This is a genomic window from Streptomyces sp. NPDC014734 (genome assembly GCF_043083325.1).
GTDB lineage: Bacteria > Actinomycetota > Actinomycetes > Streptomycetales > Streptomycetaceae > Streptomyces.
Window position 1 is genome coordinate 332222 of record NZ_JBIBYN010000003.1, and the last position, 23567, is coordinate 355788.

A 23567-nucleotide genomic window follows, 5' to 3' on the forward strand; every position below is an offset into this window, starting at 1 on the left:
CGCGCACGCACGTAGTGGGCTTATAACTACGATTTTGAGTCCCTTCAGTCCCTGTTTTAGGGGGTAATAACGCTCTGACCTGGGCTTTTATCAGGGACTGAAGGGCAGGGACCGAAGAGGGTCTGAGTCACTGGACAGCCCTCCGTCCCTCGCCGGCCGCCAGCCCGGACGCGCGGGTTACGTTCGGTGAGGGGCCGCCCTGGTCAGGATCGTTTTTCCCGGTGAAGCCGCCTGCCGCAGGTCTCCGCCGCTCCGTCCCTCGCCCGCGCGCCCCCGAGGGTCCGCCGCGCGGGTTCCCCCGAGCCCGCCGCGGCTCGGGTTTCTTTTCCCCCGGCCGCTCGCCCGGCTCCGCCCCGACCCCCCGGTCCGTCCGTCTCGGCGTGGTCAGTCGCGGACCGCCCGCGACGAGGTCAGGGAGAGTCCGACGAGCAGTTGAAGGGCCGCGAGCCCGAGCAGGAGGACGAGGGGCGCGGTCCAGGATCCGGTGGCGGAGCGCACCAGGCCGACGCCGAAGGGTCCGGCCGAGGCCAGGAGATATCCGGTGCTCTGGGAGAAGGTGGACAGTGCCGCGGTCTCCTGGGGGCTCCGGCCGCTCGTCCCGATGACGGCGAGGATCAGCGGGAAGGCCCCCAGCCCGAGGCCGGTCAGCACGGCCCAGAGCACGGGCAGGGCCGTGGGCGCGCCCAGCAGGCCCAGGTACCCGGCGATCAATGAGATGCCGACGATGCAGAAGGCCAGCCGGAGCCGTGCCGCGGTCCGGGTGAGCGGCATGAGGACGAACGTGGAGGGCACTCCGACGAACAGGGCAAGGCCCAGCATGAAGCCGGCCCGGTCGGAACTCATTCCGTGGTCGGTCAGGACGGTCGGGAGCCAGCCGATGACCGCGTAGCTGTTGAGGGACTGCAGGGCGAAGACCGCGGTCACCAGGAGTCCGAAACGGGTCCGCCCGATGGCCCGGGCCGAGACCGCCCCACCGCCGGTTCGAGGTGCCGCGCCCTTCCAGGCCCCCGCCCGCAGCCCCCAGACCAGGAGCGCGGCCACCGCGGGCAGGGTCCAGGCGGCGAGCCCCAGGGACGGCTGCCCCATGACGTCGGCGACGGGCACGGCCGCCGCCGCGGCGAAGGCCGAGCCGAGCGCCATCACGGTGGTGTACACACCGGTCAGCAGCGCGACCCGGTCCGGAAAGTGTGTCCTGACCACGGCGGGCAACAGCACGTTGCACAGAGCCAGCCCCGCGGAGCCCAGCAGGGTGCCGACCAGCAGCGCCCAGGTCTGGGGCACGGCCCTGACGGCGAGTCCGGCGCAGAGCACCAGCAGCGCCAGGAGGACCGCCGGCTCGGTGCCCAGACGACGCGCCAGCAGGGCGCTGGTCGCGCCCACGACAGCGAAGCACAGGGCGGGCAGGGCAGGTACCAGGGACGCGACCAGCGGGCCGTAGCCCAGCTGGGCCCGGAGCTGTTCCAGCAGTGCCGCCGCGCTGCTGATGGCCAGCCGCAGGTTGAAGGCGATCAGCACGATGCCCGCAGCGGCCGGCCAGACGGCCCGGGACATGGAGACGGCCGAGCGCCCGGAGGCGGCGGGACGTGTGGTGGAACGGAGGATCGACAACATGGCGGCAAACATAAAACGTCTGACCTTTAACGTCCAATCTTTAAGGCTAGGATGGGGGCGGGGCACTCCTCCGCCCCGTCGGAAAGGACCGCCGTGACTCTCGCCTCCGCACGCCGTTCGGTACTTGTCGACGACGTCATCCAGCGACTGCGTGCCGAGATCACCTCGGGGAGATGGCCGGTGGGAAGCCGTATCCCGACCGAGACCGCACTCATCGAGCAGCTCGGGATCGCCCGGGGGACCCTGCGCGAGGCGACCCGCGCCCTCATCCACGCGGGCCTTCTCCGGGCCCGGCAGGGCGACGGCACCTATGTGTGTGCCACCAGCGAACTGTCCGGCGCCATCCAGCGCCTCGACAGCGAACTGGGCGATGTCCTGGAGGTCCGTCAGGCGCTGGACGCCCAGGCCGCCCGCCTGGCCGCCGTCCGGGTCTCCCCCGAGGAACTCACCCGCCTCGGCGATCTGCTCGCACGGCGTTCCACCGCCTGGCAGGACCGGGACCGCGACGCCTGGATCGAGGCCGACTACGCCTTCCATCAGGGCATCGCCGCCGGCAGCGGCAATACCCTGATGGACAACCTCTACACGGCCCTCGGCCCGGCTCTGCGCCGTTCGATGACCACCCACTGGGACGAGCACGGCTTCAACGGCGCGGACCCCCGGGGGCACGAGGACCTCCTCGACGCGCTCCGTGCGGGCGATGCCACGCGCGCCGCCCGCAGCGCCCTCTCCAACATCGACGCCACCGACGACTGGCGTGGCGCCCCTCCGGCGCCCCCGGTCGCCCGTAGCTGAGGGCGAGCGACCACGGAACATGGCAGCAGCGGTGAGAACCGCCGCCCACGCGGCCGAGCGGACTCCCCGGAACTGCGCCCCCAGGACAGTCCTTAGGGCCGTGCCCGCACTCGTCGCGGTCGGACGGGAACGGCCCTAAGGACTGTCCTCCAGCGGCTTTTCGAGAAGGGTGAACGACTTGGGCGCACCGCCCGGCTGCGGCTTGCCCTCCTTGCGTCCGACGATCCGATAGCCGGCGTCGAGGTAGTACGCGTTCAGCGGCGCGTTGTCGGCCAGACAGTCCAGACGTACCAACGACCGGCCCGCCTCTGCCACGCGGCGTTCCGCCATCCGCAGAAGCTTCCGTCCCGTCCCGGCCGGAACACCGCTGTGATCCACCATCAGCCGGTGCACATAACCGGCCGTCGGCGGCTGCGCCCCCCAGGCCTCCTCGTCCTCCCACCACAGCTCCCAGGCCCCGACCACACGATCGGCAGCCTTCGCGAGCCACACCTCCCCGTTCTCCATGATCCGGCGGAAGTGGTCCACGCCCAGCTCACCGGGGAGCCACTGGCCGGTGACCCCCTGGGCGAGCATCCAGCGCGCGGCGTCGTCGCGCAGGCGTACGACAGTGGCGAGGTCGGCGTCGGCGGCGGGACGGAAGCGCAGAGCGTTCATCTCGCGATCCTCGCACGGGCCGCTCCTGCCCCGGCCGGCCGGATGACGCGGTCCGTTCCGCGTCCGTGGTGGTGTTCCGCGTCCGTGGCGGTGGGTCGAGTCCTGGGCGGTGGGTCGAGGACCGTTCTCGTGATGGCACTATCTGCGGATGCTTCCACACCGCAACGCGTCCCTGTGGGCGGTGGCTGCCTCGTACGGGCTGTCGTCGATGGGCGACCAGATGGCGGTGGTGTCCCTGACACTGCGCTTCCACGACCAGGGGCGGTCCGGAGCGATGATCGCGGCTCTCGTCGTCGCCGGTGTGATCCCCGTGGTGGTGGTGGGGCCGCTTGCCGGTCCTCTGGTGGACCGTGTGGACGGCCGACGGCTGATCGTGACCGTGGCGGCGCTGCAGGCTCTCGCGGCCACGGGAACGGCGGTCGTCGAGGACGCGGTGACGACGATCGGACTGCTGGTGCTGCTGGGGGCGGGTACGGCCCTTGCCTCGCCCGCGCTGCAACTGCTCGTGCCCCGGCTCACCGGGGACGGGCACACGGCGCGCGGGTACGCCCGGCTGGAGGCGTTCCGCACGGGTGGCAACGTGGCGGGCCCCGCCCTCGCCGGGCTCCTCGTCGCGGCGACGGACGAACGCGTCGCCCTGCTCGTCGACGCCGCGACCTTCGCCGTGGTGGCCGCCGTTTTCCTGTTCCTGCCCGTTCCGGGCGGCCGGGGGCCGTCCGGTGGCCGTGACGCGGGATGGGCCGCCCAGGTCCGCCGAGGGGTCGGCGTTCTCGTCGGGGACCGGCTGCTGCGGACGGCCATCGCCGCTCTGGCCTGTGCGATCGTCTTCACCGCCGTGCTGGGCGTGGCCAGGGTGTTCTTCGTCCGCGACGATCTGCACGCCTCGGACGCCGGGTACGGATGGCTGGTGACGGCGCACACGACCGGCATGCTGCTGTCCTCGCTGCTGCTGGCCCCGCGGATTCCGCTCTCCCGACAGCCGCGTGTCCTCGTCGGCGCGGGCATCCTCATGGGGGTCGCGCTGTTCACCAGCGCCCGCGTGCCGGTGTTCCCCGTCGTCCTGGTCGCCTTCGTCCTCACCGGGGTCGCCAACTCGCTGCAGGGCCTGGCCATCCGCAACCTCGTTCACGACCGGGTGCCCCCCGAGGTCCGGGGCCGGGCCTTCGCCTCCTCCGGGGCCGTGCTCAACGGCGCCAATCTCGTGGGGACAGCGCTGGGAGGCCCCGCCGCAGGTCTTCTGGGCGGTGCCGGGGCCCTGCAACTGGCCGGGGCCGGAACACTGCTGGCGACCCTGGCAGCGGCCCCCGCCCTCGTGAGGCGCCCCGACCCCGGAACAGCGGCCGGCGGGGCGCGCCCCGCCGGGACGAACGTCGTCGAGGCGACCGACGAGCGTTGACCTGTCCCGCTTCCCGGAGGGCGGGACAGGTCAACGGTCACACGGAAGGAAGCGCCACTTCCCGGTCGGTCGGGAGCACCGACAACTCGGTCGCCTGGGAACGGACCGTCTTGCAGCCCTCGACACGGGCTTCGACGGTCCTGGGGTCCACGGCCTCCGAGGGGGCACCGAACTTGTAGAGCCCCTCCGGTGCGCTGTCCCGGTCGTGGGGCGCGACCCAGAAGACGCGCCGCAGGTGCGTCCCCGAGGCGCGCGACGGCTTGGCGTCGTCGCCCAGGACCGCGTATCCGACGAGACGGCCGTCGCGGTGGAAGGGCGGCGCGGACCGTCTTCCGCGCACGCGGTCGAGTGCTTGGCGGACGTAGTCGAGTTCGCCGATGTCGGACGCGACCCAGACGATGTCGATCTCGTGGGTCAGGTCCTCCGGCCCGATCAAGGCACTCACGTTGTCTCCTTCGTGCCGTCGTCCTCCACCAGCAGCCCGATGCCGGGGTAGTACTTCCTGGAGTTCGAGGTTGCCATGTCGGACGGTGAGCGCATACCCAGGGCCTCCCGTACGCGGGCTGCGAAGGTCCGGGAGCTGACCGGCTTGGCGACCTCGGGTTCCCCGTCGCACCAGCTCTGGTAGGCCAGATAGAGCGTCTTCTGCTCGGCCCTGAGCCCGGGCTCCGTGACGCATGCCTCTTTCAGGAAACGCCCCAAGTGATCTTCGGTCTCCGCGTAGGCGTCCGTTGCCAGGCGGACTCGTTCCGGCCCCGACAGGTCTTTCTCGCCATCAAGATACCGACGGGCGCCGTCGATCAGCCAGGCCAGGATGCCCGGCCCCTCCTCATTGACGAGAACATCCGCCAGATTGTCGATCTTCTGGTCATCGGGGACGACCTTCTCGAAAGGAACGAGTCGCATGCGCCGCCAGAAGGCGAAGCCGCCGGTTCCGACCTCCGGTTTGTGGTTGCCGAGCAACCACAGCTTGTGGGTCGGGGTGAAGCTGAAGAAGTCCTGGCGCATGCGGCGGGCCTTGATCCGGTCGCCACCGGTCAGCAGCTTCACCCTTGCCTCGTCGAAGCGGTCCCCGGCCTTGAGTTCGCTGCAGACGATGACGCGCCTGCCGTGCAGTTCGGCCAGATCGGTGGGGTGCCCGTCGAAGGGCTTGGCCATGAGGAAGCCGGGCGGGGCGGCGTCCGCGTAGTCACCCAGGAGCTTGACGAGGGTGTCCAGCAGGACGCTCTTGCCGTTCTTGCCGAGACCGTGGAGGAAGACCAGCACCTGGGCACCGACGTCGCCCGTGATCGAGTATCCGAGCAGCACGTGCAGGAAATCGATCATCTCCAGTCCCTCGGCGTCGGCGCCGAAGGTGTCCCGCAGGAAACGGTCCCATTGCGGGACGGGCATCTGCCGGGGCGCCACCGACGTGGCCCGCGAGTGCAGGTGCCGCGACGGGTCGGGGGTGGTGGAGATCCCCGTGCGCAGGTCCACGATGCCGCCGGGGGTGCACAGCGCGTACGGGTCCGCGTCGAGCAGCGCCGCGTCCAGGAGCATCCCGTCCGCGGCCTGGGCCTGCGCGAGCATCGCCTTGATCCCGGCGGTGGACAGGGCCCGGCCGCGCGCACGCTTCATCTCGGAGGCGGTGAAGTCCTCCTCGTCGTCCACCCTGGCAAGCTTCTTCGCCATGTCCCCCGCGGCCCACACGACGCGGTCGTGGTCGTCCGGCACCCAGCGGTAGGCGTCCCACTTGTACCAGCCGAGACCGTTCACATGCCGGTACTCGCGGGCGTACAGGTACGCGAACGCCTCCGCCAGACCGCGGTCGGAGAGCGAGTCGAGGACCAGCCCGTGGGCAGTGGCCCGGAACGGGGCGTCGGCGTACGGGCCTTGGGGCGCTCCCGGCGGAGTTCCCGTCCCGTGCGCCCGGGAGTGGGCGATGATCTGCTGGGCGACCGCCGCCGCGTCGAAGTCGAACACCCCCTGGATCGGTGAGCTCACGAGCGGCCTTTCGGGACGAGCGGGCGCCGCAGGCCCGCGGTGAAACCGCTGTCGATGATCTGAGCCGAGCGCCGTTGCTGTCCCGGTCTCACCCGCTCCGCGACCTCCGCGAGCATGCGCTGGGCGCGGCCCGCGTCGACGACTCCGGCCGCGCAGAGGCCCCCCGCCGTGTACGCGGCGCGGTTGAGCTTGTCGCTGAAGCCCGCGCCCGACGCCGTGGTGGCGCAGTCCAGGACGGGAGTCAGCACGGATTCGAGTGCCCGGTGGGCGGCAGCGCTCCCCCATCCCGCCGACAGGACGGCGGCCAGAGCCGGATCGAGCCGTGCGGGAAGCTGTGTACGGGCCTCCTGCGGCTTCGCGCGGTGTCCGGTGCGTTCCAGTTCGTCGCAGAGCCAGGAGGGCGGCGGAGCGGGCGTGACGCACTCTCCGAGGCGTTCGTAGACCCCCGCCTCCGTACGGGTGCCCGGAGCGACGATGTAGCCGCCCACGGCCCGGACGTCGACCTGCCAGGCGAGCCCCCGTCCGCCCGCGCCGACCGAGGAACGCAGCCGGTGGCCCGGGCCCGCGTCGTACCAGATGTGGAGCCCTCCCGACGGGGTGCGCACCCTCAGCGTGTTCGTGTCCTGCGCCGGGTCGGGCTGCCCGCGCAACGCGGCGAGGACCGCGAGCGAGTGAAATCCGTTGCTGAGCCCGGTCAGTTCCACCGTCTCGGGTATCTCGATGCCCGGCAGGACCTCATGACGTCCGGGCAGCGACCGGCCGTGCGCGTCGACATCGATGACCAGCAGGCCCGCGGGGCCGCAGGACACCCCGACGCCGAAGCCCGGATGCCGGTCCCACCAGGCCGTCACGAGCGCCGGATCCGTGGTGGCCGCGAGGAGACCGTGGCACCAGCGGCCCCCTGCCAGACAGGGGCAGCCGTCGACCCGGTGTCCGGGGCGCCTGCAGGAGGCGCAGCTCGCGGCCGGCGTCTTCCGCAGGGGCGCCAGAGGATGCACGGGCCAGCCGGCCGCCGCGCACCAACGGGCGACGGCGGCCGACGACGGGTGGGTACGCGGTTCCAAGCTCACGGGGCCTTCGGCTGGTCACGGCGCCGGGCACGGAGTCGAGCCCGGCGGTCACCGCACGAATAACTCTCGCGGGGACGCATTGCTCCTCCGTTCAGCGACTGAAGCGACTCAAGTTCTCAAGTCCTCAAGTCCTCAAGTGTGGAGATCACAGGCTAGCGGAGGTGTGACCTGGCAGGGGACCTCCCCCCGCACTCCCCCGCCCCGGGAACGGCGCCGGACGGGGAGCGGCAGGAACTGCGGGAAGTCGGGACGGCTTTGGGGCTGTCGGCGAAATGTGCGGCGGCGCTGTCCGCGCGGGTGCCCGACAAGCCGAGCCAGGGACGGGGGCCCGCACGCGCGTTCGCCGGACAGGCCGGGGCACTGGCCCGTCTTCCTCAGTCGCTGACCGTCGGTCGCTGAGGCGCTCTCGGAGAAGCCAGGGGGCAGGCGGCATGCCGAGGGACGAAGTGGACCAGAGTATGACAAAAAGGTGTCTCTTTCGTCGTGCGGGAGCGACTCAGCGACTGAGCGACCGTGGCGGAGCGACTGGAAATCTCCTTCGGTACTGGATGTGGTTTCTGAAGAAAGACCAGGTCGGAAAGGACATGGAGACCAGAACAGCGACTGAAGCGACTGAACTTCTGTATCTATGACGCACGCGCGCACACATGAATGTCTTCATATGTACCGAAGCTGAGTCGCTTCGGTCGCTGATTGGGTGAGGGCGCCTCGCTGACCTGCACTTCTATGGAGCGACTGAGGGGCGACCGGGCTTCTCCCCCGGTCGCTGGTCTTCAGTCGCTGGGGCTCTCAGCCGCTGCTGAGTCTTCGGTCGCCGGTGGTCTTCGGTCGCTGGTGGTCTTCGGTCGCTGGTAATTCTCAGTCTCCGGTCCTGGGGGACTCCGAATCCCCCGGCCCCTCGTGCCAGGCCCCGCCCCAGTTCCGCTCCGGGCTCCCGGTCCCAAAAACCTGGTGCCCGGCGCCGGGACGCGAAGTAGAGTCCCTGGCATGCATTTTCTTCAGTTCTACGGCTGAGACCGGACAGGGGCACCGCCCCGAATCCGTCCGACATCCGTGTGCGCCCGCCGCAGGGACGTTCCCTCGTGACGTGGTCGACGCACCGGTTTGTCGTGTCCCCATTGCCGTAGACCTGAAGAGAGTGATCCTGTATGTCCCGTCGCCGTGCTCACATCGCGATGGTCGGTGTCCCCGCCATCAGCCATGTCCTGCCGAGCCTTGAAATCATTCGCGAACTGGTGGCCCGTGGCCATCGGGTGACCTACGCCAACGATCCCGTGGTGGCCGGCCTGGTCGAGGCCACCGGCGCCGAACTCGTCCCGTTCGCCTCCACGCTCCCGGTCGCCGACAACAACTGGCCCGACGATCCCATCGCCGCGATGGAACTCTTCCTCGACGACGCCATTCAGGTGCTCGAACAGGTGCGGCCCGTCTACGACCGTGACCGCGCGGACCTCTATCTGTACGACATCGGCGGTTACGCGGCGCGAGCGCTCGCCGAGTCGCAGGGACGTCCCGCCGTCCAGCTGTCCCCGACGTTCGTGGCCTGGGAGGGCTACGAGGAAGAGGTGGGGGATGCCCTCTGGCAACTGCCGGGTGCCGACGCGTACCGGGCGAAGTTCGCACGGTGGCTCGCCGGCTGCGGGGCCTCCACCACCGATGTGGACGCCTTCCCCGGCCTGCCCCCGAGGGCGTTGGCCCTGATTCCCCGCGCCATGCAACCGCATGCGAACCGGGTCGACCCCGACCGGGTGACGTTCGTCGGTCCCTGTCTCGTTTCCCAACGGGAGCAGGAGAGTTGGGTCCGCCCGTCCGGCGCCGAGCGCGTCCTCCTGGTCTCCCTGGGTTCGGCGTACACGCGGCAACCGGAGTTCTACCGTCAGTGCCTCGCCGCCTTCGGCAACCAGCCGGGCCTGCACGTGGTCCTCCAGATCGGCAAGTACACCGACCCGCGGGAACTCGGGGAGATTCCGCCCAATGTCGAAGTGCGTTCCTGGGTGCCCCAGCGAGCGATCCTGGAACAGGCCGATGCCTTCATCACCCATGCCGGAATGGGCAGCAGCAACGAAGGTCTGCTCGCGGGTGTGCCGATGATCGCCGTCCCGCAGGGCGCCGAACAGTTCATGAACGCCGATCGGCTCGTCGAACTGGGTGTGGCCCGGCGCATCGACACCGAGCAGGCGACCGCCGAAGTGCTGCGTACGGCCCTCGACGAACTCGTCGTGGATCCGGAGGTCGCCCGGCGCTCGAAGTCACTGCGCGCCGAGGCCCTGGCCGAGGGCGGAACCGGAAGGGCCGCCGATCTCATCGAGAACATGCTGGACTGATCCGGTCCCGGATGCGGGCCCAGGAAGCCGGAGCGTACGGTCGCTCCGGCTTCCTGCGGGTGTCCCGACCTTCCACCGGAAACGTCCCGGTCCTTCGCCGGAATGCCCGGCTCTTCACCGGAAATGGGGAGGCGTCCGCGGACCGCTGCCGCATAGGCTCCGGCCCATGCCGAACGCGGAGCTTCAGCGGATCAACTCCTTCCTGTCGGCCTTCGCCCGGCGTCAGGCCGGGCGCGTGGCAGATCTTCCCGGTGGGTTCGCGGTGTACGACGACGCCTTCGCGTACTCCCGCGCGAACAACCAGGTCGTCATCGAGCCGGGAGCCGCCACGGCGATCGACCCCGAGGCACTGCCCGGCATCGCGGACGAAGCCCTGGGGCATCTGCCGCACCGGCTGATCTCCGTCCTGGACGACGAGGTCGCAAGGGCGTGCGAGCAGCCGCTGACCCGGGCCGGATACACCCACTCCACATATCTGGTCATGTTGCACGAGGGTCCGGTGGCCGCGATGCCGGCGGTGGCTGTCGGTCGGCGCGGGCCTGCGGAGAAGGTGACTCTTGAGGAGATGCGCGTTCCGCTCACTCGGCGCTGGCGGGGCTTCCTTCCCGACGCCGACGAAGCGGTCCTGCGCCACCTCGTCGACCGGCGCGAGGCTCGCCGTCGGGGGGCCGACATCGTCCACTTCATCGGTGCCCGCACGGAGGAGGGCGAGGTCGCCTCATGGGCCGACCTGTATCTCGCCCCGGTCGACGGTGTGGCACAGATCGAGGATCTGGTCACCTCGGAAGCCCACCTCGGGCAGGGATACGCCGATGCCGTTCTGACCACTGCCCTGCGCCTTGCCGTCGAGGAGGGATGTGGCACGCGCTTCCTGACCGCCGACGCGACGGACTGGCCCCGGCACTGGTACGAGCGCCGGGGCTTCTCCGTGATCGGCCACTCGCACTGCTTCGAACGCGGCTGATCCCGGAAAGCCTGCCCCGGTGCGATCCGGCAGCCGATTCCGGCAGCGCAACCGGTCCGGGATCTGCCCGCCGACCGTGCCCCCGCCACGCGCACCGAGGAGGCGGCCGGCCTCCTGACCGCTCTTCACCGCCCTGCCCCCACCGGGGCGCCGACAGGACGAAGCCGCTGAGGGCCGCCGGTCGATGTCGCGGAGTACTTCACCCGAGAGATCGCCCCGGCCGTCGAACCCTGGGATTCGCCCGACTCCCCCGCGCCCCCATGCTGGTGCGACCTTGATGTCACGGTTGGTCAGACGAGTGCTCCACGGGTCGAAAGAGGCCTTGACGAATCCGCGCAACTCGATGCCGTCGAAGGCGACCACCGTCCGGCTCAGTCCGGATTCCAGGGCTGCTCGTGCACATGCCTCCCGACTGATAGTTGAATATCGAACGACTTCTGTGGGAGCCCCTGAGAGCCTCCGGCTCAGCTCCGCTCTTCTTCCCCCGGATGCGTGTGTGCGGGCGTACGGCGGGTTCGGAGCCCCTGCGACGACCCGGTTGACCTGAGGCTTTCGGCGTGGGTACAGCGAATTTCCGGCCCGCCGCACCGGCTCGTGCTCGCCTCCCGGAGCCGGCATGAGGAGCAACGCCGCGAACTCCTCTCTCCTGTGCCGGAGCGGCTTTCGAACATCCTCGGCGTGATGGATCCGGCAGGTGGGGTCCGGTTCGAAGGCATCGGAACCTGAGAGCGGGACGGAGTGGGCCGAGACGCGCGGCCCGGTCCCGTCGCCGCTTTACGTCTCGGCCTTTGTCCGTCGGCGACGGTGAGAGGCGTGCTGTCGACGGGGACCGCTGTCGGATCGGACTCGACCGCTCGACGTGTCCTCCCTCGCGGCGTCCTCACGTGCAGCTTCGACCGTCCCCCGTGCTCGCGTGGTTGAGGCTGTGCGGATCCGGCCCACGGTCCGCCGGAAGCGTTCGTGGGAAGTGCGCGGAGGATCTTGGCGGAACGCGTCCCATCAGGAAGTGATGCCGTTCTCCCGGACACGCGGGGGCGGGAACTGTCCATGGCCGGTTCGGGGTGATGCGGCGAGAACGTGGGTGGGCCGTCGTGATGTGCCGAGTGGCCCCGTCGGATGCGACGCCCGCCGTCTCGTCGCGGTCTTCGCCGAGTCCGTTCGCCCTCGTATGCACTCGCCGACTCCCCCACGTCGATTCCATGACCGGCTTGCTGACGAGCCACCAGCGGTCCTGCCCCTTCTCCCCGGTCGGGGACGATCGGAGACATGGCTCTCGACCGTTGCGTCTTCTGTCCTTCGGAGGCGAACGGATGACGGGGGGCGGACATTCTCGGGGTGGTTCCCTGGCGCAGGAGTGGCCGGGCGCGCGATGTCCCGAATCCTGAACAGGGTTCCGAGTGCCTCGTTCCTGGCCGGGGATCGGCCCGCAGACGAGTCGGTGGAAGCGGCCCCGTGGCATGGAGGTGCTCAGGGAAGGCGGGCACCGTCAGCCGACTTGTTCCTTCGGATTTCTCCGATGCGCGGTGGGTGCCGGAGCTCGTCGATGCCCGGGACGGTATTCCTTCTGAACGGATCCATATGCGCGGGACGAAGCTGCTCGCTCCGTAGGGATGGGCACCCAGGGGCGCCCATCCCTACGGAGCCGTTGTGACGATGCGACGGAGAACTCCGACCGCCGGTCAAGAGACCAAGCCGGGCGATGTCCGGTTCAGTTCGATGTCTCTGTGTGCTCCGAGAGGCGAACTGAGTGAGGCGTTTCGCTTCCTGGCGAGATGATCTGTGCCCTGTGCCGCACCAGGGCGGGAGCTGGTGACTGAGCGGATGAGGGATCTGAAGAAGCGGGCAGGTGCCGGACTCGGGTGTGAACCAGTGTCGTCGATCCTTGGTTGTGTCTCGGTTTCAGTGAGTCGGAGTGATGTGCACGGGAGAGGGAAAGGGAGGTGTGTCCTTCAGTGCTTGACCCTCTGATCAACCGTGTCTTGATGGTGTCACCACGTGATGAGAAGGCGTAAGATGGCGACTGCTTCTATGAGGTAAAAACAGCCTCTGACCTGCGAAAACAAACATCGTCGCAAACATGGCCACATGCTTGGACGCACACATTGGACACGGCTTGATGCGACACCTTGTTCAAACCGTCTGAGTGAGTGCTCGGTAAAGTTTGTTCACTGGTCGAGTCATTGGTGTGGCGGCATGCCGTGGTGCGGGCAGTGAGGAGGGTTCTGTCAAAGGCCTGGAGCAAGGCTGAGAAGGGTGCTTGAGTGAACGTCAGGGTGCGAGTCGACGAGTGAGGTGGAGCACGAATGGATTGGCATGCAGCATCTGCGATGGCGGCACACACATGTGTTCCGGTGAGCTGAGCGGTTTCCCTCATGGCCCATACGTGAATGAGGACGTCAGTACGGTGGCACGCTCGATGGTTTGCAGGGTGATGGGCCTGTTCGCAGGTTGCTCCGGGTGTGTGAGTACGGATGGACATGCGGGCACGCTCGCGCACTTGACCACAGGTGATCTTTCGAGCAGGTTCGAGAACGGGCTCGGGAGTGGGCAAGCGCACGAGATCGCATGCGGGTTTCCTCGCCGGAACGCGTACCCGTTCGTTCATGAGTTTGCGGGGACGATGGTGAGCAGGCGTCCTCGTCGGAGTGTTGGCCCGATCGCAAGCCGGGTGCCGGGTGGGCGAACCGGTGTGTGCGTGGGTTGGTGTGGCGCGTGGGAGACGAACAGGTCTGTTGGTGGGTCGGCTGGCTGGGTCGCCGGTCGGTCCGTCCGCCAGTGCGAGGACGGGCCAAGGTGTGTACGTGGCCACGCCGATGTGAGTGCCCCCGCGTGCGGCGGTGTGGGCCGGGTGGTGAGTGCGATGGCCGACGGGGTGGCGCACTCGTCTGTCGGCCCCGAGGCCAGCACGGGTGTCTCCCCGGATGCCGACTGGCCACGGGATGTGTGAGCGGACCTGCCGACGGGCCGGGTTCTCAAGAGGCATGACGGTCGGACGGTCCAGTGGTGCGGTGACTCCGTCGGCAGTGCGCTGATGGGCCTGCGGGACAGTACGTGGGTGGACACGGATCGAACTCGGCTCGCACATGTGGCAGACCGTTAACTGACGTGCCGGTGTGCCTCCGTGCGGCACAGCGGGCGAAGCAGCGTGTTGGCTGACGAGCTCTGAGGTTTTCCTGATAGCGTGTGCTGCACTTTGCTTCACAACTGTGCTGGAGGTGACTGTTCTTGTGGAGTGACCAAGAGTGGCCCCCGCACATCGGTCCACCCGTACACATGCCGTGCTACAGGTTGGTTGAGAAGCGAGTTCCCCAACTCGGGGAGATACGATGCCACTTACGTGGACGAAAACCCGAAAGGGTTCGTTGACCTGGCGGTATGGAGGACCGAGAGGGCTTTTCGCGGCCATAGCCGTGCTTCCGGGCCCTACCTCGCACCGTCATGGAGCGGTTTGGAGCGCAGGATCGTTCTGAGCGAAGTTTTGACAAGCCATACCAGTTCAAATCGGGCATACAGGCCCTCCTTCCGGGCCTGAGCCAGAGTGAGAGGACCCATGTCCAGTCCCTTCGCGGCACCTGACATCCGCGCACAGCTACCGGCGATCCCCTGGGCCTCGCTGTCGCACATCTTCATGTTCGGCAACGGCAAGGGCGGTGTCGGCAAGTCCTCCGTCTCCGCCAACGCCGCCGGCAAGGCAGCGCGCAGCGGGCTGCGGACGCTCATCATCGACTGCAACGCACAGGGCAACATCGCTCGCGAGCTCGGCTACAAGAAGGCCGAGTGGAACGACGGGGGAGCGGGGCTGCTCGAATCGCTCCGGACGGGTGCACCACTGGCCCCCCGGGAGAACGTGCGCGAGAACCTCGACGTCGTCATGGGCGGTCCGGCGCTGGGCGACGAGTTCGGTATCTTCTTCCACACCCTCCTCGCCAAGGAGGGCCCGCACGCGTACCTGCGGCTGCTGATGTGCTTGCTGCCCATCGCGCACAGGTACCAGATCATCGTTCTCGACACGCCCCCCGAGAACCCCTCGCTTCAGCGTCTCGCCCTCTCGGCCGCGCGATGGCTCATCATTCCGGTCAAGAGCGACGGCGGTGCCGAGGACGGGCTCGCGCAGATCGGCCTTGAGTTCTCGTACGTCAAGTTCGTCAGCCAGCTCAATCCGCACATCGCGCTTCTCGGTGTTCTGCTGTTCGACACCGGTCGTACGTACACCGGGATCCATGCCGACGTACGGCGCCAGGTCCAGAAGGTGCTCGGGCAGGAAGCCCACATGTTCAAGAACCTGATCGGGCACACCGAGTCGGTGGCGCGGCTGGTGCGCAAGCGGGGACTACTCGTGTCGGAACTTGCCGACCGGCGGGCGGGCGGGGACCGGAGCATCCCGGAGACCGCGATGGGACTTGCAGCCGACTACGAAGGCTTCACCGAAGAAATGTTTGCTCGGGCTCTTGAGCTGAGGAAGGAAACCGCGGCATGACACCGCCGAAGGGCAAGAAGCGCGTGGACGAGGACGACGAGCAGAACATGTCCGACGAGGGCGTGGGCAATCTGTTCAGCGGCGGGGGAGGTGCCGCTTCCAGCGCACTGGCGGGTTGGGCGAGCGCTCCGGCGGTGCAGCCGACGCCGGCCCCGGTCCAGCCCGCGCCGGTCGTGGAGGCCCCGCGGCCGATGTCGGTGATTCCCCAGCCCGCGAGGGAGGTCGTCGAGGAGGCCGCCCCGGTCGATGACGCGGACACGGCCAAGCCGGTCGGCTTCTACGTCTCCACGAATGTCGCGAACCGGTTCCGCAAGCACCGCAAGCAGACCGACCTGACCCACACGCAGATCGTTCTTCTCGCCGTCGAGGCGGCTGTGGAGAAGGGGGTCGAGCAGGTGGTCGAGGATGCGCGCAGGGCCCCGAAGTTCCAGTCGAAGCTGTTCGCGGTCAAGCCCGACGACACGGATCTGCGCGGCCTGGGTCCCGTCCAGTTGCAGTACAAGCCGACCAAGGCGCAGCGCGGGATCATCAACGGGCTCGTCGCCGAATCCGGGCTGCCGGATCACACGAAGTTCCTCGCGATCGTCCTCGACCAGTACCTGCCGGGACGCCGGGACGTGTGACCCCCGGCAGGGGAAGTGGGCAACGGGGCGGCGGGGGAGTGGTGAAGAGGTGGTGCTCGGAGGGCATGCCCCCCCCAGCACCACCGGGCGCCCCCGGCGCTGTCCCCGTCGTCGTTCCGCCTAAACGGTCCAGGCCGGGACCGTCGTGCCGGTCCCGCCGGGAGTGGAGGCGCTCGCGCCCGGGAAGGAGGTGACGACGGCGGCGAAGCCCCGCTCCGGATCGGCGTACACGCGCCGCGGCACCGCGGCGGGCATCACGACGGTGTCGCCCGGCACCAGGGCGTGCTTCTCCCCGTCGAGCTCAATGGTCGCGCCGCCCTCCACCGTCGTCCATATCTGCTCGGCATCGAAGGCGTGGAGGGGGCCCGTGGCGCCGGGCCGCATGTCGACGCGCCATACGGCCTGCCCGGCGCCGCCCAGCGTCGGCGAGGCAAGCGTGGTCATGACGGCGTTGGGGGTCTCGGTCCGGCGGCTCTCGGCATGGCGGATGACAGGCATGGTGGAAACCCTTAATGTAGACAACATGGTTGTCGAAATAGTGAACCTGGTTGTCGATTGTGTCAAGTGACTCCCCCGGATTTGAGCTGCCGCTGCGGTTGTTCCTCGCCTTCCGCGTTCTCGTCGACCAGCTCCACGACGAACTCGCACGGCAGGGGCATCCCGACGTCCGGCCGATGCACGGCTACGTCTTCCAGGCAATCGGCCCGGAAGGCACGACCGCCGCGGATCTCGGGCGCCGGCTCGGAGTTTCCAAACAGGCGGCCGGTAAGACGATCGACACGCTTGAGCGCCTCGGCTACGTGGAACGCGGCGTGGATCTGCGCGACGCACGGCGCAAGATCGTGCGACTCACCGATCGCGGCACGGACTGCCTGGCCCTGTCGGCACGCATCTTCGACCGCCTCCGGGACGGTTGGGCCGAGACGCTTGGTGAAGATCGTCTCCGCGCGCTGGAAGCCGACCTGCGCAGCGTGACGCCCGCAGAGTCCTTCCTGCTCGACGTGCCCGGATGGTTCGGCAGCTCGTAGCCTCGGGCCGGTACGCCCGGAAGCCGCAGCCCCTCGCGTCCTCATCCGGTCACCCGCGCTGCGTCGCGATCTGGTTGCCCGGGAACGGTGCCGGGCCGTCGCGGATGAGTCGGGGCCGGTCCGGCCGTCCGGGCTCGCTGTGGTGCGGGCGCCGCCGACCGTGCTCTCGAAAGGGTGGAGGCGCTTCGTGAGTGAATAGGATGCATGCTTCTCGACTTCACGTACGACCACGACGGTGAACGGCTCAGCGGTGTGTACGGCGGCGATCCGTCCGGGGCCACCGCCGTGGTGCTGCACGGCGCGGGCACCAGCAGCGCGGAGCGACTGCTTCCGATGGTGCGGGAGTTCGTGGCCCACGGCTGTCGCGGGATCGCCTTCGACTTCTCCGGGCACGGCGAAAGCACCGGGAAGACAGCTGAGTTGAGCCTGCGGCGACGGTTCGAGCAGGCCGTGGCGGTGATCGACGCGTACGCGGCGGCGGACGGGCCGCTGGTCCTGGTGGGGTTCAGCATGAGCGGGCAGACGGTCGCGGATCTCGTCGCGCACTACGGGGACCGGGTGGCGGCGCTGGGGCTGTGCGCGCCCGCCGTGTACACCGCCGAGGCGTGGGACGTGCCCTTCGGGGACGGGAACGGCAGGTTCAGCGAGATCATCCGGCGGCCGGAAAGCTGGCGCGAGGCGCCCGCGCTCCAGGTGCTGCGTGCCTACGGGGGCCGGGCGGTGCTCGCCGTGCCGGGCACGGACACGGCGATCCCGCCCGCGGTGACCGAGTCCGTACAGGACGCACTGGCCGCGCGTGCCCAGTACACGCGGTTCGGCCTTCCGGACGCGCGGCACCAGCTGGGAATGTGGTTCCGCGATCACGGCGACGACCGTCGGCGGTTCGTGGAGGCGGTGTTGACCGGCCTCGGCGACCGCGGCTGGACGGCGACGCGCGCCTGGGTGGCGAAGCAACTCGGCCACGGCCGTTCGGTCGCCGACGCGCGTCCCCTGTTCGGCGGCTTGAGCTCCCAGATGCGCCGGCTCACGCTCGACGACGGCACGGACCTGGTGCAACGGACCTTCGTGAAGCCGTTCTTCCGTCACCACGGCCCCGGGCTGCTGGCCCGCGAGGCATCCGTCCTGGCGCTGCTCGCCGGGGAGGAAGGCATCCCGGCGCCCGGTCTCGTCGCCGTGGACGCCACCGCCGAGCACTGCGACCATCCGACCCTGTTGATGTCCGCGCTGCCGGGCCGCGTCCGCGTGGACGAGGACGACCTCGACCGGCGCCTGGATCTGCTCGCGGCCCAACTCGCCCGCGTCCACGGCGTCGTACCTGCCGAGAGGCCGCGCACGTACCAGGCGTGGACGTCCCCGGAGCGCGTCCGCGCCCCGCACGGCCCCCTGTGGGAGCGGGCCGTGGACGTGATCCGCCGCGACCCGCCGCCGTACGAGGGCCGCTTCCTCCACCGCGACTTCCACCCCGGGAACGTGCTCTTCACGGGCACCGGGTCCAGGCTGCGGATCACCGGTGTCGTGGACTGGGTGGAGACCTCGTGGGGACCCGCCGATCTGGACGTGGCGCACTGCTCGACCGCGCTCGCGCTGCTGCACGGGCCGGCGTACGGGCTGGACTTCCGCGAGCGGTACGAGGCACACGGCGGCCGTGACCTCGCCGACGACCCCGACCACCTGTACTGGCGGCTGCTCGACGCCCTGCACTACTGCCCCGACGCGGCGAAGCTCGCCGGGCCGTGGCATGACCTGGGGCGGGACGATCTGACGTCCGAGGTGCTGGGGGAGCGGCTGGAGGCGTACGTGGAAGGACTGCTGTACCGGTACGGATGACGGGGCCCGTGGACCAGTCGTCGGTCACTCCTGAGGAGGGGCAGTGATCACCGGTGTGCGCGGGGCGGGACACCTGGTCCACCGCCCCTCCGTCCGTCATGCAGATAAAACTGTACAGTCCAACCTGTAGGTTTTAGTGTGGGGTGCATGCATGAGAGCCCGCGCCTGTCGCCCTCGGCGGTTCAGGCTTCGCGAGAAGTCCGTACGGTCATCAGCCGCCTGAGGCGCCGCATCCTGAACGCCGCCGGGGCGGAGGACATCACTCTGGGGCAGGCGTCCGTCCTGACCCGTCTGTCCCGCAGACAAGGTGTCACGGCAAGTGAGCTCGCCGCGTCCGAGGGAGTGCGCCACCAGTCGATGACGGCGACGGTCGCCGCGCTGACCGCCCTGGGACTGGTGGAACGGCGGCCCGACCCCGATGACGGGCGCCGTCTGCTGATCGCGCTGACCGCGGAGGGACACCGGCGGGTGGAGGAGGGGCGGCAGGCCCGGCAGGAATGGCTCGCCGGTGAGTTGCAGGAGAAGTGCACGGAAGAGGAACGACGGGCCGTGATCGCCGCCATGGCGATACTGGAGCGCCTCACCCATGACTGATCAGAAGGCGGAGGGACGGGGCGGGGCGGCGGCGGAGGGCTTCGACCGGCGGCTGCTGCCGCCGATGATGCTGGGCTCGGTCCTGAACCCGATCAACTCGACGATCATCGCCGTCACCCTTGTCCCCATCGGCGCCGCGCTGGGGGCGCCGCCCGCGCAGACCGCGTGGCTGGTCTCGGCCCTCTACCTGGCCACCGCGCTCGGGCAGCCCGTCCTGGGCCGGCTCATCGACATCTTCGGGCCCCGCAGGCTCTTCCTCGTCAGTACGGGCCTCGTCGGGGTCGCCGGTGTCGTCGGCACCCTGGCGCCGAACCTGGCGGTGCTGATCGCCTCGCGGGTCCTGCTCGGCTTCGGCACCTGCGCCGGGTACCCCGCCGCGATGGCCTTGCTGCGCAGTGAGGCCAGGCGTACCGGGCAGGACAGTCCCGCCGGGGTGCTGACCGCCCTGGCCGTGGCCAACCAGACCATAGCCGTGATCGGCCCGTTGCTGGGAGGTCTGCTGATCGGGCTGGGCGGCTGGCGTGCCACCTTCGCGCTGAACGTACCGCTGGCCGTCGTGGCCGTGGTGCTGGGGCTGCTCCGGCTGCCCGGGGAGGGCGGCTCCACGGCGCGGTCCCCGGAGCGCGGGCGCATCGCCGCCGGGCTCGACCTGCCCGGCATGGCGCTGTTCGCCGCCGTGCTCCTCTCGCTGCTGCTGTTCCTGATGAACCCGCACCTGCGCGACTGGTACCTGCTGGTGATCGCCGTCGCCGCGAGTGCCGCGTTCGCGGTGCGGGAGCTGCGGGCCGCCACCCCGTTCATCGACCTGCGGGTGCTGGGCGGCAACGCGCCATTGCTGGCCACGTACGGGCGTGCGCTGGTGGCCTATGTCGTCGCCTACTCCTTCCTCTACGGGTTCACCCAGTGGACGGAGGAGGGGTTCGGGCTCTCGCCCTTTCGCGCCGGGCTGGTACAGATCCCCATGTTCCTGGTGGCCATCGGTGTCTCGATCGTCTCCGGGCGGCGCAAGGGCGTGCGCGGGAAGCTGCTCGGCGGCGCGCTCGGGCAGATGGCGGGCTGTGCGGTGATGCTGACCATTACCGAGGACAGCTCCGTGTGGGCGCTGGTCCTCGTCGCCCTGGTCTTCGGTCTCCCGCAGGGTCTGAACAACCTGGCCCTGCAGAACTCCGTCTACTTCCAGGCCGATCCCGAGCGCACCGCCTCCTCGGCCGGTCTGCTGCGGACCTTCGCCTACGTCGGCTCGATGGTCGCCTCGTCGACGGCGGCCGCCTCCTTCGGACAGCGCGCGGACACCGGCGGCATGCACCACCTCGCCTGGATCATGCTCGGCGCGGGCGTGCTCTACCTCCTGCTGACCCTCTTCGACCGTGCCCTCGGCCGTGCGACGGACGGGGACGCCCCGGCCGGCACGGCGTAGCAGCCGTGGGCCGTCGGGGATTTCACGCGGCTCCCTCCGCCGCGACATCACGGCATGTCAAGACCGGTTCAGATAGGCGAGGACGGCCAGGACGCGACGGTTGTTGTCGTCGTCCTCGGTGATGCCGAGCTTGCCGAACAGGGTGGTGGTGTACTTGCTGATGGCGCCGGTGCTGAGGAAGAGCCTTCGGCCGATGGCCTGGTTGGACAGCCCCTCGGCCATCAGACCGAGTACGGAGTGCTCGCGCTCGGTCAGTTCTTCCAGACGCCGGTTCGAGGGCCCGGTGGACAGCAACTTGGCGACGACGACCGGGTCCATGGCGGTTCCGCCGCCCGCCACGCGTTCCAGGGCGTCGAAGAACTGGTCGGAGTCGAACACGCTCTCCTTGAGGAAATAGCCGATGGCGCCCGCTCCGTCGGCCAGGAGTTCGCGGGCGTACAACTGCTCGACGTGCTGGGACAGGACCAGGACCGGCATCCCGGGTACGGCACGGCGGGCGGCGAGCGCCGCCCGCAGCCCCTCGTCCGACTGGGTCGGCGGCATCCGGACATCGACGACGGCGACGTCCGGCCGCCAGGTCAGCAGCGCGTCGAGTGTCTCGGGGCCGGTGGCCGCCTGAGCCACCACCTGATGTCCGTACGCCTCGATGAGGCGGACCATCCCCTCGCGCAGGAGGTAGAGGTCCTCGGCTACAACGATTCGCACGGCACCACCATGGTCGCGCGGGTCGGGCCGCCCGCCGGGCTCGTGATCTCCAGGGTCCCGTCGAAGACCGCGAGACGCCGGCGCAGCCCCGCGAGCCCGCCGTCGGCAGGCATCACGGCTCCGCCGCGGCCATTGTCCTCCACGCCGACGACGAGGTCGGCGCCGACCCGGGCGAGACGGACCCGTACCCGGGTCGCACCGGCGTGCTTGACGGCGTTGGTCAGCAGTTCGGCGACCCCGAAGTAGACGGCGGACTCGATCGGCGGGTCCAGACGGTGCGGCAGGTCGGCGTCGACTGCGGCGTCGAGCGGGCTGTCGAGGGCGAGGGCACGCACGGCGTCGACGAGCCCGCGTTCGTTGAGCACGGGCGGGTTGATGCCCCTGACGAGTTCGCGCAGTTCGGCCAGTGACGTGGCGGCGCCCGCCCGGGCCTCCCGCATGAGCTTCCGGGCCCGGTCGGGGTCGGTTCCCATCAGCTTCTCCGCGGTCGCCAGGGACAGCCCGAGCAGGACCAGGCGGGCCTGCGCCCCGTCGTGCAGGTCCCGCTCGATCCGGCGGATCTCGGCGGCCTGCGCGACCGTCGTGTCCGCCCGCTGGGCTGTGAGTTCGTCCACCCGCTCCGCCAACGCCGTCGTGGCCGGGACGCCCAGGAACCGGACGGCGAGCGGCTCGATGGGTCGCCACGCGTACGGAGCGGTACCGAGGGCGGCGACCAGGCCGAGCGCTCCGAGAGCCTGGGGGCCGGGCGCGGACCGGACGAACCCGAGGACGGCGAGGGTGACCCCGGCCGCGGGAACGGCAGCGATCAGACCCGCGGTGACCGGCGCGAGCAACGCGAAGCGCACATCGCGCCACGTGGCCGGATCACCCCACCGGATCCGCCACCGCTGGTCAAGGAGGGCGTCCCGGCGGGTGCGTTCGTAGGAGAAGCCGTTCCACCAGTACCCGGTGGACATGCGCACCACCGGGGGAGCCTGCCGGTGGCCGGAGGGTATGTCGGTGGCCGTCCACCGTGCGACGAGGCGGCGGACCGCCCGGCAGACCGGACGGGACAGGGCGAGCGTACCCGCGCAGATCAGCACGGACGCGGGCAGCCACGACCACGGGTTTCCCGCCCCCCACCGGATCGCCAGCGCGACGGCGGCCGCCCACACGACCGGGACCGGCATGGTGACCACCACCACCGCGCACGCCCGCACGAACCCGACCCCGGCACGCGCCGGCCACGACGGAAGCTGTCGCATGATCCACCCTTCTCGCTCCGCGGAACCCCGCCACGGAACCCTGTGCTGCCGGGTCGCCCCGGCCCCGCCGGTTCGACGGGCCGGTTCCACTGTGCGCCGCGCACGGCCCGGCAACCGCCGGATCGGCCCGGAAGTGGGTCCAGCCCCACCCACCCGTACGTCCAGACCCATAACGCGTCGTCCACGAGCTTCCTAGCGTCGGCATCACCACGACAACACGAGAGGTGAACAGCTTTGAGGACCGCCGACACCACCACCGCCCCCTCCGACCCCTCCGCCCCGTCCGACTCCTCCGACCCCTCCGACCCGTCCGCCCGTTTCGACGAGCCGCCCGTCCGACGGGCCCTCGTCATGACGAAGCGTCTGGTCGCTGCCCACGGTGCCCTGAGCGCCCTCGTGCTCGCCGCGGTCGCCGTCCTCGCGATCGACGACCGGTCGGTTACCCCGTTCATGTGGGGCCGTGCGACCGGAGTGCTGGTGAGCGCCGCGCTGACCTACTGGCTCACCGTCCGCGCGTCCCGGGGAGCGCGCTGGGCCTACGCGCGCGTGCGCGTCATCCCGGTCGTCGTGCCGTTCGCGATCGTCGGCATCGACGCGATCCCGGGCGCCCTTCCGGCCTGGTTCGTCCTGGCACAGGCCGCGTGCGCCGTGGTCCTGGCCGCTGCCGCCTTCGTCGTCAACGGGTCCCCGCTGCGCGCCGCCTTCTCCGGAACGCGGTGACCTCCCCGGCGCCCGCGACCCTCGCGGCAGGACATCGGGCGAGGGAGCGGGGCCGGTGACCGGGAACCGGCACGGTGGGCGTGACGGGACCGATGACGCGTGACGACCCGCAGCGGGAAACGCCGTTCACCG

General features: G+C 69.9%; 19 protein-coding genes. 11 read left to right on the forward strand and 8 right to left on the reverse strand.

From position 1 onward, the window contains the following. Window positions 1-384: 384 nt before the first annotated feature. Window positions 385-1611, reverse strand: a complete 1227-nt coding sequence (locus tag ACF1CT_RS07945) for an MFS transporter (RefSeq protein ID WP_391782900.1) — start codon at window positions 1609-1611, stop codon at window positions 385-387. A 93-nt stretch (window positions 1612-1704) separates the two neighbouring features. Between ACF1CT_RS07945 and ACF1CT_RS07950 the strand changes: the two genes are divergently transcribed. Next, window positions 1705-2406, forward strand: a complete 702-nt coding sequence (locus ACF1CT_RS07950) for a FadR/GntR family transcriptional regulator (RefSeq protein ID WP_391782901.1) — start codon at window positions 1705-1707, stop codon at window positions 2404-2406. Window positions 2407-2541: 135 nt separating this feature from the next. Here ACF1CT_RS07950 and ACF1CT_RS07955 read toward each other — a convergent pair whose 3' ends face one another. Beyond that, entirely contained in the window at window positions 2542-3063 is a 522-nt protein-coding gene (locus ACF1CT_RS07955; protein WP_391782902.1) for a GNAT family N-acetyltransferase, read from the reverse strand. A gap of 148 nt (window positions 3064-3211) precedes the next feature. Here ACF1CT_RS07955 and ACF1CT_RS07960 point away from each other — a divergent pair, with 148 nt between their 5' ends. Next, window positions 3212-4459 carry an MFS transporter gene (locus ACF1CT_RS07960; protein ID WP_391782903.1) on the forward strand — a complete coding sequence of 416 codons (1248 nt, stop codon included), beginning with the start codon at window positions 3212-3214 and terminating at the stop codon, window positions 4457-4459. 37 nt (window positions 4460-4496) lie between these two features. Here ACF1CT_RS07960 and ACF1CT_RS07965 read toward each other — a convergent pair whose 3' ends face one another. From ACF1CT_RS07965 to ACF1CT_RS07975, 3 genes are read right to left on the reverse strand one after another with little or no spacing between them, the layout of a single operon-like run. Next, complete coding sequence (locus ACF1CT_RS07965) at window positions 4497-4904, reverse strand: DUF6009 family protein (protein WP_391782904.1); 408 nt, start codon at window positions 4902-4904, stop codon at window positions 4497-4499. Beyond that, on the reverse strand, window positions 4901-6442 hold the full coding sequence (locus ACF1CT_RS07970; RefSeq protein WP_391782905.1) for a phage/plasmid primase, P4 family: 1542 nt from the start codon (window positions 6440-6442) through the stop codon (window positions 4901-4903). Before ACF1CT_RS07970 ends, ACF1CT_RS07965 begins: the two co-directional genes overlap by 4 nt. Continuing rightward, window positions 6439-7512: a bifunctional DNA primase/polymerase gene (locus ACF1CT_RS07975; protein WP_391782906.1), complete on the reverse strand. Its 1074-nt coding sequence runs from the start codon at window positions 7510-7512 to the stop codon at window positions 6439-6441. The genes ACF1CT_RS07970 and ACF1CT_RS07975 overlap by 4 nt, the downstream gene beginning before the upstream one ends. Window positions 7513-8660: 1148 nt before the next feature. Here ACF1CT_RS07975 and ACF1CT_RS07980 point away from each other — a divergent pair. The 4 genes from ACF1CT_RS07980 (at window position 8661) to ACF1CT_RS07995 (ending at window position 15900) form a co-directional block, all read left to right on the forward strand. Beyond that, window positions 8661-9836 carry a macrolide family glycosyltransferase gene (locus ACF1CT_RS07980; RefSeq protein WP_391782907.1) on the forward strand — a complete coding sequence of 392 codons (1176 nt, stop codon included), beginning with the start codon at window positions 8661-8663 and terminating at the stop codon, window positions 9834-9836. A 166-nt stretch (window positions 9837-10002) separates the two neighbouring features. Beyond that, window positions 10003-10800, forward strand: coding sequence for a GNAT family N-acetyltransferase (locus ACF1CT_RS07985; protein WP_391782908.1), 798 nt, complete (start codon window positions 10003-10005; stop codon window positions 10798-10800). A gap of 3550 nt (window positions 10801-14350) precedes the next feature. Beyond that, a complete protein-coding gene (locus ACF1CT_RS07990) occupies window positions 14351-15277 on the forward strand; it encodes a ParA family protein (RefSeq protein ID WP_391782909.1) in 927 nt (308 codons plus the stop codon). After that, window positions 15274-15900, forward strand: coding sequence for a hypothetical protein (locus ACF1CT_RS07995; RefSeq protein WP_391782910.1), 627 nt, complete (start codon window positions 15274-15276; stop codon window positions 15898-15900). Before ACF1CT_RS07990 ends, ACF1CT_RS07995 begins: the two co-directional genes overlap by 4 nt. Window positions 15901-16020: 120 nt before the next feature. Here ACF1CT_RS07995 and ACF1CT_RS08000 read toward each other — a convergent pair whose 3' ends face one another. Further along, entirely contained in the window at window positions 16021-16398 is a 378-nt protein-coding gene (locus ACF1CT_RS08000; RefSeq protein ID WP_391782911.1) for a cupin domain-containing protein, read from the reverse strand. Window positions 16399-16457: 59 nt separating this feature from the next. On the opposite strand from ACF1CT_RS08000, the gene ACF1CT_RS08005 reads away from it, so the two are divergent. The 4 genes from ACF1CT_RS08005 to ACF1CT_RS08020 all read left to right on the forward strand — a co-directional run bounded on the left by ACF1CT_RS08005 (window position 16458) and on the right by ACF1CT_RS08020 (window position 20766). Continuing rightward, window positions 16458-16928, forward strand: a complete 471-nt coding sequence (locus tag ACF1CT_RS08005) for a MarR family winged helix-turn-helix transcriptional regulator (protein WP_391783067.1) — start codon at window positions 16458-16460, stop codon at window positions 16926-16928. A 204-nt stretch (window positions 16929-17132) separates the two neighbouring features. Further along, window positions 17133-18755, forward strand: coding sequence for an alpha/beta fold hydrolase (locus ACF1CT_RS08010; protein WP_391782912.1), 1623 nt, complete (start codon window positions 17133-17135; stop codon window positions 18753-18755). A 147-nt stretch (window positions 18756-18902) separates the two neighbouring features. Continuing rightward, entirely contained in the window at window positions 18903-19349 is a 447-nt protein-coding gene (locus ACF1CT_RS08015; RefSeq protein ID WP_391782913.1) for a MarR family winged helix-turn-helix transcriptional regulator, read from the forward strand. Beyond that, window positions 19342-20766, forward strand: coding sequence for an MFS transporter (locus tag ACF1CT_RS08020; RefSeq protein ID WP_391782914.1), 1425 nt, complete (start codon window positions 19342-19344; stop codon window positions 20764-20766). The genes ACF1CT_RS08015 and ACF1CT_RS08020 overlap by 8 nt, the downstream gene beginning before the upstream one ends. 57 nt (window positions 20767-20823) lie before the next feature. On the opposite strand, the gene ACF1CT_RS08025 is transcribed toward ACF1CT_RS08020, so the two are convergent. Continuing rightward, a complete protein-coding gene (locus ACF1CT_RS08025; RefSeq protein WP_391782915.1) occupies window positions 20824-21471 on the reverse strand; it encodes a response regulator in 648 nt (215 codons plus the stop codon). Then, entirely contained in the window at window positions 21456-22715 is a 1260-nt protein-coding gene (locus tag ACF1CT_RS08030; RefSeq protein ID WP_391782916.1) for a sensor histidine kinase, read from the reverse strand. Before ACF1CT_RS08030 ends, ACF1CT_RS08025 begins: the two co-directional genes overlap by 16 nt. 234 nt (window positions 22716-22949) lie before the next feature. On the opposite strand from ACF1CT_RS08030, the gene ACF1CT_RS08035 reads away from it, so the two are divergent. Beyond that, on the forward strand, window positions 22950-23435 hold the full coding sequence (locus ACF1CT_RS08035; RefSeq protein ID WP_391782917.1) for a hypothetical protein: 486 nt from the start codon (window positions 22950-22952) through the stop codon (window positions 23433-23435). Window positions 23436-23567: the final 132 nt, after the last annotated feature.

Excerpts from the sequence above, each read along its gene's own strand:
- ACF1CT_RS08030 (WP_391782916.1), bottom strand. The coding sequence starts at position 22,715 with ATGCGACAGCTTCCGTCGTGGCCGGCGCGTGCCGGGGTCGGGTTCGTG.
- ACF1CT_RS08020 (WP_391782914.1), top strand. The coding sequence starts at position 19,342 with ATGACTGATCAGAAGGCGGAGGGACGGGGCGGGGCGGCGGCGGAGGGC.
- ACF1CT_RS08010 (WP_391782912.1), top strand. The coding sequence starts at position 17,133 with ATGCTTCTCGACTTCACGTACGACCACGACGGTGAACGGCTCAGCGGT.
- ACF1CT_RS07955 (WP_391782902.1), bottom strand. The coding sequence starts at position 3,063 with ATGAACGCTCTGCGCTTCCGTCCCGCCGCCGACGCCGACCTCGCCACT.
- ACF1CT_RS07980 (WP_391782907.1), top strand. The coding sequence starts at position 8,661 with ATGTCCCGTCGCCGTGCTCACATCGCGATGGTCGGTGTCCCCGCCATC.
- ACF1CT_RS08000 (WP_391782911.1), bottom strand. The coding sequence starts at position 16,398 with ATGCCTGTCATCCGCCATGCCGAGAGCCGCCGGACCGAGACCCCCAAC.
- ACF1CT_RS07960 (WP_391782903.1), top strand. The coding sequence starts at position 3,212 with ATGCTTCCACACCGCAACGCGTCCCTGTGGGCGGTGGCTGCCTCGTAC.
- ACF1CT_RS07995 (WP_391782910.1), top strand. The coding sequence starts at position 15,274 with ATGACACCGCCGAAGGGCAAGAAGCGCGTGGACGAGGACGACGAGCAG.
- ACF1CT_RS07990 (WP_391782909.1), top strand. The coding sequence starts at position 14,351 with ATGTCCAGTCCCTTCGCGGCACCTGACATCCGCGCACAGCTACCGGCG.
- ACF1CT_RS07945 (WP_391782900.1), bottom strand. The coding sequence starts at position 1,611 with ATGTTGTCGATCCTCCGTTCCACCACACGTCCCGCCGCCTCCGGGCGC.
- ACF1CT_RS08015 (WP_391782913.1), top strand. The coding sequence starts at position 18,903 with ATGCATGAGAGCCCGCGCCTGTCGCCCTCGGCGGTTCAGGCTTCGCGA.
- ACF1CT_RS07985 (WP_391782908.1), top strand. The coding sequence starts at position 10,003 with ATGCCGAACGCGGAGCTTCAGCGGATCAACTCCTTCCTGTCGGCCTTC.